Raw genomic sequence first — 13578 nt, forward strand, 5'->3', positions numbered from 1 at the left:
TGGTTGGGAACCACATAGTGGACGCAAGCAGAGTTTGTATGTTCTGTGTGGTGTAAGTTATTGGCCTATTAGTACCGGTCAGCTTCACGAGTCGTTAGTCCTCGCTTCCACATCCGGCCTATCAACCCAGTGGTCTGGCTGGGGGCCTCTCACACCCGAGGGTGTATGGAAATCTCATCTTGAAGCGAGCTTCCCGCTTAGATGCTTTCAGCGGTTATCCCATCCGAACGTAGCTAATCAGCGGTGCACTTGGCAGTACAACTGACACACCAGAGGTTCGTCCGTCCCGGTCCTCTCGTACTAAGGACAGCCCTTCTCAAATTTCCTGCGCGCGCAGCGGATAGGGACCGAACTGTCTCACGACGTTCTAAACCCAGCTCGCGTACCGCTTTAATGGGCGAACAGCCCAACCCTTGGGACCTACTCCAGCCCCAGGATGCGACGAGCCGACATCGAGGTGCCAAACCATGCCGTCGATATGGACTCTTGGGCAAGATCAGCCTGTTATCCCCGAGGTACCTTTTATCCGTTGAGCGACGGCCATTCCACAATGTACCGCCGGATCACTAGTCCCGACTTTCGTCCCTGCTCGAGATGTCTCTCTCACAGTCAAGCTCCCTTGTGCACTTACACTCGACACCTGATTGCCAACCAGGCTGAGGGAACCTTTGGGCGCCTCCGTTACTTTTTAGGAGGCAACCGCCCCAGTTAAACTACCCATCAGGCACTGTCCCTGACCCGGATTACGGGCCGAAGTTAGATGTCCAAAGTGACCAGAGTGGTATTTCAACGATGACTCCACCCGAACTGGCGTCCGGGCTTCAACGTCTCCCACCTATCCTACACAAGCCACTCCGAACACCAATACCAAACTATAGTAAAGGTCTCGGGGTCTTTCCGTCCTGCTGCGCGTAACGAGCATCTTTACTCGTACTGCAATTTCGCCGAGTTTATGGTTGAGACAGCGGGGAAGTCGTTACTCCATTCGTGCAGGTCGGAACTTACCCGACAAGGAATTTCGCTACCTTAGGATGGTTATAGTTACCACCGCCGTTTACTGGGGCTTAAATTCTCAGCTTCGCCTTACGGCTAACCGGTCCTCTTAACCTTCCAGCACCGGGCAGGAGTCAGTCCGTATACATCGTCTTGCGACTTCGCACGGACCTGTGTTTTTAGTAAACAGTCGCTTCCCCCTGGTCTCTGCGGCCCCGATCCCCTCCCACCAGCGATGTGGTGTTCAAGGTTGGGGCCCCCCTTCTCCCGAAGTTACGGGGGCATTTTGCCGAGTTCCTTAACCATAATTCTCTCGATCGCCTTGGTATTCTCTACCTGATCACCTGTGTCGGTTTGGGGTACGGGCGGCTAAAACCTCGCGTCGATGCTTTTCTCGGCAGCATAGGATCACCAAATCCCCCCATACGGGGGTCCCATCAGATCTCAGGCCATATGAATGGCGGATTTGCCTACCATTCGCCCTACATCCTTAGACCGGGACAACCATCGCCCGGCTCGGCTACCTTCCTGCGTCACACCTGTTAATACGCTTGCCTCCCGGGATCAGGTCCTGCGCTCCACCAAAACCCTTCCGTCCAAAGGACGGTCGGGCAGGTTTCGGGCAGTTAGTATCCCCCGCTCAGCATGGGCGGTTTTTCGCCGGTACGGGAATATCAACCCGTTGTCCATCGACTACGCCTGTCGGCCTCGCCTTAGGTCCCGACTTACCCAGGGCAGATTAGCTTGACCCTGGAACCCTTGATCATTCGGCGGACGGGTTTCTCACCCGTCTTTCGCTACTCATGCCTGCATTCTCACTCGTGTAGGCTCCACCACTGGTTTACACCGCAGCTTCACCGCCCACACGACGCTCCCCTACCCATCCACACTCCTGAACCACGAAGGCTAGGACAATATGTGAATGCCACAACTTCGGCGGTGTACTTGAGCCCCGCTACATTGTCGGCGCGGAATCACTTGACCAGTGAGCTATTACGCACTCTTTTAAGGGTGGCTGCTTCTAAGCCAACCTCCTGGTTGTCTGGGCAACTCCACATCCTTTCCCACTTAGCACACGCTTAGGGGCCTTAGTTGGTGGTCTGGGCTGTTTCCCTCTCGACTATGAAGCTTATCCCCCACAGTCTCACTGCTGCGCTCTCACTTACCGGCATTCGGAGTTTGGCTGACGTCAGTAACCTTGTAGGGCCCATTAGCCATCCAGTAGCTCTACCTCCAGCAAGAAACACGCAACGCTGCACCTAAATGCATTTCGGGGAGAACCAGCTATCACGAAGTTTGATTGGCCTTTCACCCCTACCCACAGCTCATCCCCTCCATTTTCAACTGAAGTGGGTTCGGTCCTCCACGACGTCTTACCGTCGCTTCAACCTGGCCATGGGTAGATCACTTCGCTTCGGGTCTAGATCACGCCACTCACACGCCCTATTCAGACTCGCTTTCGCTACGGCTGCCCCACACGGGTTAACCTCGCGACGTAACACTAACTCGCAGGCTCATTCTTCAAAAGGCACGCCGTCACCAGAATCAGACTGGCTCCGACGGATTGTAAGCACACGGTTTCAGGTACTGTTTCACTCCCCTCCCGGGGTACTTTTCACCTTTCCCTCACGGTACTGGTCCGCTATCGGTCATTAGGGAGTATTTAGGCTTATCAGGTGGTCCTGACAGATTCGCACGGGATTTCTCGGGCCCCGTACTACTTGGGATACTCTCACAGGCGGTACAAACACATTACGGTTACGGGACTAACACCCTCTCTGGCCGGCCTTTCAAAACCGTTCACCTATGCGCGCACATCACACCCCACCAGCCCGGCAGAACTGGTATGGAAAGTCCCACAACCCCGACCATGCAACGCCCGCCGGCTATCACACATGGAACGGTTTAGCCTGATCCGCGTTCGCTCGCCACTACTAACGGAATCACTATTGTTTTCTCTTCCTGCGGGTACTGAGATGTTTCACTTCCCCGCGTTCCCCCCACGCACCCTATGTGTTCAGATGCGGGTCACCAGGCAACTCACGCCCCTGGCGGGGTTTCCCCATTCGGACACCCTGGGATCACAGTCCGGTTATCGACTCCCCCAGGCTTATCGCAGATTCCTACGTCCTTCTTCGGCTCCTAATGCCAAGGCATCCACCGTGTGCTCTTAAAAACTTGACCACAAAGATCAAAAACATTTTCGAGAGAACCACAGAAACTGTCCCGCGCACCCAAAGGCACACGAACCAGATCCAGGTTCATAATCTTGGAAATTGCTTCTTATACAAGATGCTCGCGTCCACTATGTAGTTCTCAAACAACAACCCCACACCACACACCCCACACACAACCCCCCAAAAAAGGAGTCAAACACGTGCAGAAACGTCATGGCAGGGAAACCAGAAACAAACAAACCCGGCAAGACCCGAAAGCCTCCCCGGTCCTGTTGTCTCAGGACCCAACAGTGTGCCAAACACTAAACCACCCGGAAAACCCCCGGCCCACCGTTCCAGAACCACCAGGGTTCGTACTAAAGAAGACCACAAGACCAGACAGCCGCTATTTGTTGATATTCCACCCTTGAGCACCCGCCACGGAACAGTCGTCCGTGCAACGGGCCTTTACTCCTGACAACACACCCACCACCAACATGCATTGGCGACGGATCATTGTAGGTGCTCCTTAGAAAGGAGGTGATCCAGCCGCACCTTCCGGTACGGCTACCTTGTTACGACTTAGTCCCAATCGCCAGTCCCACCTTCGACAGCTCCCTCCCACAAGGGGTTAGGCCACCGGCTTCGGGTGTTACCAACTTTCGTGACTTGACGGGCGGTGTGTACAAGGCCCGGGAACGTATTCACCGCAGCGTTGCTGATCTGCGATTACTAGCGACTCCGACTTCATGGGGTCGAGTTGCAGACCCCAATCCGAACTGAGACCGGCTTTTTGGGATTAGCTCCACCTCACAGTATCGCAACCCTTTGTACCGGCCATTGTAGCATGCGTGAAGCCCAAGACATAAGGGGCATGATGATTTGACGTCGTCCCCACCTTCCTCCGAGTTGACCCCGGCAGTCTCCCATGAGTCCCCGGCACTACCCGCTGGCAACATGGAACGAGGGTTGCGCTCGTTGCGGGACTTAACCCAACATCTCACGACACGAGCTGACGACAACCATGCACCACCTGTAAACCAACCCCAAAGGGGAAGGACTGTTTCCAGCCCGGTCTGGTTCATGTCAAGCCTTGGTAAGGTTCTTCGCGTTGCATCGAATTAATCCGCATGCTCCGCCGCTTGTGCGGGCCCCCGTCAATTCCTTTGAGTTTTAGCCTTGCGGCCGTACTCCCCAGGCGGGGCACTTAATGCGTTAGCTACGGCGCGGAAAACGTGGAATGTCCCCCACACCTAGTGCCCAACGTTTACGGCATGGACTACCAGGGTATCTAATCCTGTTCGCTCCCCATGCTTTCGCTCCTCAGCGTCAGTTAATGCCCAGAGACCTGCCTTCGCCATCGGTGTTCCTCCTGATATCTGCGCATTTCACCGCTACACCAGGAATTCCAGTCTCCCCTACATCACTCTAGTCTGCCCGTACCCACCGCAGATCCGGAGTTGAGCCCCGGACTTTCACGGCAGACGCGACAAACCGCCTACGAGCTCTTTACGCCCAATAATTCCGGATAACGCTTGCGCCCTACGTATTACCGCGGCTGCTGGCACGTAGTTAGCCGGCGCTTCTTCTGCAGGTACCGTCACTTACGCTTCTTCCCTACTGAAAGAGGTTTACAACCCGAAGGCCGTCATCCCTCACGCGGCGTCGCTGCATCAGGCTTTCGCCCATTGTGCAATATTCCCCACTGCTGCCTCCCGTAGGAGTCTGGGCCGTGTCTCAGTCCCAGTGTGGCCGGTCACCCTCTCAGGCCGGCTACCCGTCGTCGCCTTGGTAGGCCATTACCCCACCAACAAGCTGATAGGCCGCGAGTCCATCCAAAACCACAAAAGCTTTCCACCAACCACCATGCGATGATCAGTCATATCCGGTATTAGACCCAGTTTCCCAGGCTTATCCCAGAGTCAAGGGCAGGTTACTCACGTGTTACTCACCCGTTCGCCACTAATCCACCAGCAAGCTGGCATCATCGTTCGACTTGCATGTGTTAAGCACGCCGCCAGCGTTCATCCTGAGCCAGGATCAAACTCTCCGTTGAAAACAAACAGACACAACCACAACCACCGGAAATAACGGCGACCACGGCTGCACAAAATTTGAAACCAGCCAAAAACACCATGCACACCACGGGGTGGCGGCACAGCACAATCAACCAATCACATTACATAATCGGTATCAACAAACTTGGCACACTATTGAGTTCTCAAACAACAGACACACCCGGCACCACCCAAACCAACGTTCAGGATCGCTCCGGAGCAACTTTTCAAACTTACCCGATCCGGCCCGGCTTTGCAAACCACGTTCCCGCGTCCAAAACCACCAGAATCAGCCCCCACCCACACACAGCACGCCACAAAAGCGAACCATTTCCAGGCCGTTCAAAAAAGGGGGGTTGGCCGCTATCTTTCCGCTTCAGCGGCGGCGACTCAGAAAACAATACCCCCACACAACCCCCACCGCAAATCGGGTAGAAGGAGCCCAAGGTACCGCCGAAAACCCCGGAATGGCGGGGTTTCCGGCGGCAAACACCAGGCCTGGCATGCGAACAGAGCAGGAGAACGGCTTCTATGGAGTGGGTCACATCCGGACGGGCTTCTTACTCCACGCGCAGGACTACCTCGAAGTCAGCCTCCCGCGGCTTCAGTCGGTAGGGCTCCAGCACCCCGGGTCCACAGGCCGCGGTCCCCACGCCCCTCAAGGCATGGTCCAAGTAAATGTAAGTGCGGCCGTCCGGCGCGAGGTCCGGCCTGTGGTTCACAGCGGCAAGCACGTCCAGGCCATAGGGCCGAACGGTCAGGGCAAACGGCTCGCCGGAAAGTCGCAGCTGCCTACCCCCGGTCTGCAGGACGGCGGACCGCACGCCGGACCGGGCGCCCGACTCCTGGGGGCGGACGTAGTCAACATCCAGGCCGGCGGGAGTCGATTCGAACCATCCCAGACGTGCGCCCTGGCCGGTGTCCGGGTAACTCTGATGCGGACCTTGGCCCAGCCATCCCACAGAGCCTATCTCCGCCCCCAGAATGAGCTCCAGGCCGATCCGGGCCCACTCGACGTCGAAGCCCGCGTTGACCCAGTCCCCTACAGGTTTGACCTGCGTCCGGAGTGCCAGCGAACCGTCGCTGCTGGTCCACAGGTAGTCCACCAGTACCCCAAACTGCTTGTCCGCCGCGGCGACGCGCGTGCTCACGCGAAGGTGCTCACCGCCGTCGTCCGTTGACTCCGCACTGATTCCCAGCAGGCGGGGGTGCAACCGGTGGAGTCCTGCGTCCTGCCATTGGGTGGCAAGCGGGCGGGGGTCCGTGCCGCCCCATTCGCGCCCAAGGTCGTTGTCGGTCGGCGGCCACCACAGGACCAAGGAAAGTTTCTCAACAGGCAGCCCGGCAATCGAGGTGGGCATCCCCGTGGCCCGGTCGAATACCGCGGTGCCGAGCCGCAGCTCCTCGTCGCCCACCTCCACGGAGTCACGCGCCGGCACCCCCGCACCCGGAGGAGCGAAGCGGGCCCCCTGCCCCCAGGCGATCTCGTGGCCGTCACCGGCCCAGGCGGTGTCTGCGGCCAGCACGGCACTGACAGTGAGTATGGCGTCGGAGTCCTCTGATAGCCCCGCCGCTAACTCTCCAACCTCCGCCGGCAACTCCACAGCAGCCTGGGACTGGGGTGCCAGCGGCGCGACGGCCACCGTTCCCTCATGCTGTGCCACGCCGTCGGCCTCCACCTTGTACTGGAAGCGGAAGGCTGAAGTGTCCGCGAAGTCCTGCCCGTTCCGGACAATGAAGCCGGTCCAGGACGGTGAGACGTCGATATGCAGCGGTTCAACCACCTTCTTGAAGTCCAGGAGTCCAGGACGGGGTTTCCGGTTGGCGTCCACCAGCCCGTCGGTGACGAAGTTTCCATCGTGGACCTCTTCGCCGAAGTCCCCGCCGTATGCGAAATGCTCACCGCCTCCCGGAGAAGGCACCGTGATCCCGTGCTCCAGCCACTCCCAGACGAAGCCTCCCATGAGTCGCGGGTACTTTTCGAACAGCTCTTGGTACTCGCTCATGCCGCCCGGCCCGTTGCCCATGGCGTGCACGTATTCGCACAGCACGAACGGCATGGCGCGGCGGCGCGCGTCGAGTCCGGCGTCCTCCAGCGGCGGTTCGATGCCCTGGCCGATGAGCGCCGTCTCGGCCTGGCTGGCATACATCCGGGAGTAGACATCCACATCGGGCGAGGACCAGTCGCCTTCGTAGTGGATGGGCCGGGACGGGTCCCTGTCCTTGGTCCAGCGGGACATGGCCGCGAGGTTCCGCCCGGTGCCCGCCTCGTTGCCCAGCGACCACATGATCACGGAGGGGTGGTTCTTGTCGCGCTCCACCGTCCGCTGCATCCGGTCCAGCAGTGCACCTTCCCACCGCGGGTCATCGCTGGGGTTCTGCGCCCACCCGGCACTGTGGAAGCCATGGGTTTCGAGGTCGCATTCAAGGACCACGTAGAAACCCAGCTGGTCCGCCAGCGCCAGGAAATCGGGGTGCGGCGGGTAGTGCGAAGTCCGGATGGCATTGATGTTGTGCTGTTTCATCAGCCGCAGTTCCGATTCCATGGCCTCCCGGGGCACGGCACGGCCCAGCCGGGGATGGTGCTCATGGCGGTTCACGCCGCGCAGCAGGATGCGGCGGCCGTTCACCTTGAACTGGGCGTCTTCGATGGTGATGCTCCGGAAGCCCAGCTGCAGCGAAACCGTCTCGCCGGGCGTGCTGGCCGTTGCGTCGTAGAGGCGGGGGACTTCCGCGGACCAGGGTTCCACGGCGGGAATGCGCTGCTCGGTGCCCGACAGCAGTTCAAGGCCAAGTTCCGGAACACGTACGACGGCGTCAACCGGCTGCCCGGCTCGGGTCACCTCAGTGCGGAGCACGCCTTCGCCAGTGCCCGGGTCATAGCCTGCGTGGACAAATACGTCATCGATGCCGTCCGCCGGCCGGGCCTGGAGTGTCACGTCCCGGAAGATCCCCGGGAGCCACCACATGTCCTGGTCCTCCACGTAACTTGCGGCGGAGAACTGGGCCACCCTCACGGCCAACGTGTTGGTGCCTTCGACAAGGACCCCCGAGACGTCGAACTCGTGGGCCAGCCGGCTACCCCGGGTGGTACCAAGCTCCACTCCGTTCAGCCATACGGTTCCGGCATTGTCGATGCCGTCGAACCGCAGGAGCGCGTGCGGGAAGAACTCCTGGCCTGCGTGAAAGGTCACCACGTGGTCACCGATCGGGTTGGCGTCCGGCACATGGGCCGGTTCCACCGGGAACGGGAACTGGACGTTGGTGTAGGCGGGTGACCCGTGGCCGTGCATGTTCCAGCTGGATGGGACGGGAAGGGTGGTGAAGCCATCCAGGTTCTTTCCCTGCTGCCATCCGTCTTTGGGGGCCGTCCGGATTCCTGGGCTCAGCCGGAACTGCCACTCACCGTTCAGGGACAGCCGTGCTGCGTCCGACGACATGTAGGCCCGCGCAGGGAGGCTACCCTGGCCTGGTTCCAGTGAGGCGAGTTCGGCGACTTCCTCGCTGCCTAGCTCGAGGCTGCGGGAAGCGCCTGCGGTTGCCCTGCCGGAGTGGACGCCGGCGGTCGCGGCGGGGAGGTGCACAGACATGTGGTTTCCTTGCTTGGGACGTTGACCGGGGCCGCTGCGTGAACGTTCACGTAGGCGCAGCAAGAGCTTATCGCTTTGCGCGTCATTTGAGTAGGGGTCAGGCGGATTGCCGCAGAACCAGCTGATGCTGAAGGGTCAGGTAGGCGGCAGGGCTGCGCTCCGCGATTGAGCCGGACAGCAACCCGTCCAGGAGTCCGACGGCGGCCCGGCCCACCGCGCGGAGGTCCAGCGACAGGGTGGTCAGCTCGGGCGTCAAGAGTTCGCCCAGCGGTATTCCGTCCATGCCCATGACCGCACAGTCGCCGGGAACAGCTACGCCTGCTTCCTGCAGGGCCTTCAGCACTCCTGCGGCCATGAGGTCATTGAAAGCGAGAATGCCGTCGGGCCATCCGCCGCCGGCCGGTCCGAGGCCAGCTATGGCCAGCCTAGCCCCGTCCGCGGATGGCGCGGCCTGGAGGCGGGTGAGCTGCATGCCGGCGCCAGCCGCCACAGTTGCTGCGGCGGCGCTGCGGCTGCTGGGCGGGCCTCCCTGGTCGGAGTCCAGGAAGGCGATGTTACGGCAGCCCCGGGACACCAGGTGCGTGAGCCCGAGCCGGGCTGCGTGGTGGAAATCAAAAGCAATTCCGCCGGCCGTGCCCGCGTTTGGCGAGTCAAGTGCCACGACGGGGCGGCGGCCCATGATGTCCTGGGCTTCGTCGGGATGGGGCGCGAGGTAGCCAATCAGCGCGTCCACCTGGGGTGCCAGCCGGGCGGCAGCGTCCACCGCGCTTCCGCTGCCGTGGCCGTAATCGTCCACCACCACATTCCACCCGCGGGAGGTGGCCGCCTCCACCACGCTGGAGGCAAAGGCAGGGAAATAAGGGTTGGTCAGATCGGGGATGGCGAGGCCTACAGAGATCCGGGCGCCCTGGACCAATCCCTTTGCGAAGCGGCTGGGGGTGTAGCCCAGCTCTGCCGCGAGCTTCTGGACCCGTTCCCTGGTCTCCTGGCTGATGCCTGTCATACCGTTCATGGCTCGGGTCACGGTTTGGCGTGATACGCCTGCTGCCGCCGCCACGTCCAGGATGGTGGCGCGCTTGGGCGCGGGGCCGGAGCTTCGGGGGGTCATAACCGGTAAGTCTAAGCGTCCCCGGTACCCTTATTGGTTGTTAAATGTGGGAGGCCCCAACCGTGTGGTTGGGGCCTCGACCAGTTAATGATGTTCCGGCGGTGACCTACTCTCCCACACCCTCCCGGGTGCAGTACCATCGGCGCTGTGGGTCTTAGCTTCCGGGTTCGGAATGGGACCGGGCGTTTCCCCCACGCTATGACCGCCGTAACCTTTTCACCCGAACCCCTTAGGTAATGCCGGGGGTGGGAAGACTTTGTGGTTACAACATTGGTGGTGTTGTTGTATTCAGTTGTTGGTTCCGTGCCATCGACCCCGGTGTTTTGGGGTTGTTGGTTGGGAACCACATAGTGGACGCAAGCAGAGTTTTGTATGTTCTGTGTGGTGTAAGTTGTTGGCCTATTAGTACCGGTCAGCTTCACGAGTCGTTAGTCCTCGCTTCCACATCCGGCCTATCAACCCAGTGGTCTGGCTGGGGGCCTCTCACACCCGAGGGTGTATGGAAATCTCATCTTGAAGCGAGCTTCCCGCTTAGATGCTTTCAGCGGTTATCCCATCCGAACGTAGCTAATCAGCGGTGCACTTGGCAGTACAACTGACACACCAGAGGTTCGTCCGTCCCGGTCCTCTCGTACTAAGGACAGCCCTTCTCAAATTTCCTGCGCGCGCAGCGGATAGGGACCGAACTGTCTCACGACGTTCTAAACCCAGCTCGCGTACCGCTTTAATGGGCGAACAGCCCAACCCTTGGGACCTACTCCAGCCCCAGGATGCGACGAGCCGACATCGAGGTGCCAAACCATGCCGTCGATATGGACTCTTGGGCAAGATCAGCCTGTTATCCCCGAGGTACCTTTTATCCGTTGAGCGACGGCCATTCCACAATGTACCGCCGGATCACTAGTCCCGACTTTCGTCCCTGCTCGAGATGTCTCTCTCACAGTCAAGCTCCCTTGTGCACTTACACTCGACACCTGATTGCCAACCAGGCTGAGGGAACCTTTGGGCGCCTCCGTTACTTTTTAGGAGGCAACCGCCCCAGTTAAACTACCCATCAGGCACTGTCCCTGACCCGGATTACGGGCCGAAGTTAGATGTCCAAAGTGACCAGAGTGGTATTTCAACGATGACTCCACCCGAACTGGCGTCCGGGCTTCAACGTCTCCCACCTATCCTACACAAGCCACTCCGAACACCAATACCAAACTATAGTAAAGGTCTCGGGGTCTTTCCGTCCTGCTGCGCGTAACGAGCATCTTTACTCGTACTGCAATTTCGCCGAGTTTATGGTTGAGACAGCGGGGAAGTCGTTACTCCATTCGTGCAGGTCGGAACTTACCCGACAAGGAATTTCGCTACCTTAGGATGGTTATAGTTACCACCGCCGTTTACTGGGGCTTAAATTCTCAGCTTCGCCTTACGGCTAACCGGTCCTCTTAACCTTCCAGCACCGGGCAGGAGTCAGTCCGTATACATCGTCTTGCGACTTCGCACGGACCTGTGTTTTTAGTAAACAGTCGCTTCCCCCTGGTCTCTGCGGCCCCGATCCCCTCCCACCAGCGATGTGGTGTTCAAGGTTGGGGCCCCCCTTCTCCCGAAGTTACGGGGGCATTTTGCCGAGTTCCTTAACCATAATTCTCTCGATCGCCTTGGTATTCTCTACCTGATCACCTGTGTCGGTTTGGGGTACGGGCGGCTAAAACCTCGCGTCGATGCTTTTCTCGGCAGCATAGGATCACCAAATCCCCCCATACGGGGGTCCCATCAGATCTCAGGCCATATGAATGGCGGATTTGCCTACCATTCGCCCTACATCCTTAGACCGGGACAACCATCGCCCGGCTCGGCTACCTTCCTGCGTCACACCTGTTAATACGCTTGCCTCCCGGGATCAGGTCCTGCGCTCCACCAAAACCCTTCCGTCCAAAGGACGGTCGGGCAGGTTTCGGGCAGTTAGTATCCCCCGCTCAGCATGGGCGGTTTTTCGCCGGTACGGGAATATCAACCCGTTGTCCATCGACTACGCCTGTCGGCCTCGCCTTAGGTCCCGACTTACCCAGGGCAGATTAGCTTGACCCTGGAACCCTTGATCATTCGGCGGACGGGTTTCTCACCCGTCTTTCGCTACTCATGCCTGCATTCTCACTCGTGTAGGCTCCACCACTGGTTTACACCGCAGCTTCACCGCCCACACGACGCTCCCCTACCCATCCACACTCCTGAACCACGAAGGCTAGGACAATATGTGAATGCCACAACTTCGGCGGTGTACTTGAGCCCCGCTACATTGTCGGCGCGGAATCACTTGACCAGTGAGCTATTACGCACTCTTTTAAGGGTGGCTGCTTCTAAGCCAACCTCCTGGTTGTCTGGGCAACTCCACATCCTTTCCCACTTAGCACACGCTTAGGGGCCTTAGTTGGTGGTCTGGGCTGTTTCCCTCTCGACTATGAAGCTTATCCCCCACAGTCTCACTGCTGCGCTCTCACTTACCGGCATTCGGAGTTTGGCTGACGTCAGTAACCTTGTAGGGCCCATTAGCCATCCAGTAGCTCTACCTCCAGCAAGAAACACGCAACGCTGCACCTAAATGCATTTCGGGGAGAACCAGCTATCACGAAGTTTGATTGGCCTTTCACCCCTACCCACAGCTCATCCCCTCCATTTTCAACTGAAGTGGGTTCGGTCCTCCACGACGTCTTACCGTCGCTTCAACCTGGCCATGGGTAGATCACTTCGCTTCGGGTCTAGATCACGCCACTCACACGCCCTATTCAGACTCGCTTTCGCTACGGCTGCCCCACACGGGTTAACCTCGCGACGTAACACTAACTCGCAGGCTCATTCTTCAAAAGGCACGCCGTCACCAGAATCAGACTGGCTCCGACGGATTGTAAGCACACGGTTTCAGGTACTGTTTCACTCCCCTCCCGGGGTACTTTTCACCTTTCCCTCACGGTACTGGTCCGCTATCGGTCATTAGGGAGTATTTAGGCTTATCAGGTGGTCCTGACAGATTCGCACGGGATTTCTCGGGCCCCGTACTACTTGGGATACTCTCACAGGCGGTACAAACACATTACGGTTACGGGACTAACACCCTCTCTGGCCGGCCTTTCAAAACCGTTCACCTATGCGCGCACATCACACCCCACCAGCCCGGCAGAACTGGTATGGAAAGTCCCACAACCCCGACCATGCAACGCCCGCCGGCTATCACACATGGAACGGTTTAGCCTGATCCGCGTTCGCTCGCCACTACTAACGGAATCACTATTGTTTTCTCTTCCTGCGGGTACTGAGATGTTTCACTTCCCCGCGTTCCCCCCACGCACCCTATGTGTTCAGATGCGGGTCACCAGGCAACTCACGCCCCTGGCGGGGTTTCCCCATTCGGACACCCTGGGATCACAGTCCGGTTATCGACTCCCCCAGGCTTATCGCAGATTCCTACGTCCTTCTTCGGCTCCTAATGCCAAGGCATCCACCGTGTGCTCTTAAAAACTTGACCACAAAGATCAAAAACATTTTCGAGAGAACCACAGAAACTGTCCCGCGCACCCAAAGGCACACGAACCAGATCCAGGTTCATAATCTTGGAAATTGCTTCTTATACAAGATGCTCGCGTCCACTATGTAGTTCTCAAACAACAACCCCACACCACACACCCCAC

At 58.9% G+C, this 13578-nt stretch carries 2 protein-coding genes and 4 rRNA genes; all 6 read right to left on the minus strand.

Annotated elements, in window-relative coordinates:
* Positions 1–47 precede the first annotated feature (47 nt).
* The 6 genes from LFT46_RS19560 to LFT46_RS19585 all read right to left on the minus strand — a co-directional run bounded on the left by LFT46_RS19560 (position 48) and on the right by LFT46_RS19585 (position 13415).
* Positions 48–3177, minus strand: a 23S ribosomal RNA gene (locus tag LFT46_RS19560).
* Between the two features lie 505 nt (positions 3178–3682).
* Positions 3683–5205 (minus strand): 16S ribosomal RNA (locus tag LFT46_RS19565).
* The 16S and 23S rRNA genes sit together here, the layout of an rRNA operon.
* 561 nt (positions 5206–5766) lie before the next feature.
* Positions 5767–8796 (minus strand): glycoside hydrolase family 2 TIM barrel-domain containing protein, encoded by a 3030-nt coding sequence (locus LFT46_RS19570; RefSeq protein WP_236820776.1) that lies wholly within the window; start codon positions 8794–8796, stop codon positions 5767–5769.
* Between the two features lie 97 nt (positions 8797–8893).
* Positions 8894–9904, minus strand: coding sequence for a LacI family DNA-binding transcriptional regulator (locus tag LFT46_RS19575; RefSeq protein ID WP_236820777.1), 1011 nt, complete (start codon positions 9902–9904; stop codon positions 8894–8896).
* A 93-nt stretch (positions 9905–9997) separates the two neighbouring features.
* Positions 9998–10114 (minus strand): 5S ribosomal RNA (gene rrf / locus LFT46_RS19580).
* A gap of 171 nt (positions 10115–10285) precedes the next feature.
* A 23S ribosomal RNA gene (locus LFT46_RS19585) occupies positions 10286–13415 on the minus strand.
* Between the last annotated feature and the right edge of the window lie 163 nt (positions 13416–13578).

The organism is Arthrobacter sp. FW306-07-I (assembly GCF_021800405.1).
Lineage (GTDB): Bacteria > Actinomycetota > Actinomycetes > Actinomycetales > Micrococcaceae > Arthrobacter.

What these genes read in the sequence shown, in the direction of transcription:
- LFT46_RS19570 (WP_236820776.1), bottom strand. Translation starts at nt 8,796, where the DNA reads ATGTCTGTGCACCTCCCCGCCGCGACCGCCGGCGTCCACTCCGGCAGG.
- LFT46_RS19575 (WP_236820777.1), bottom strand. Translation starts at nt 9,904, where the DNA reads ATGACCCCCCGAAGCTCCGGCCCCGCGCCCAAGCGCGCCACCATCCTG.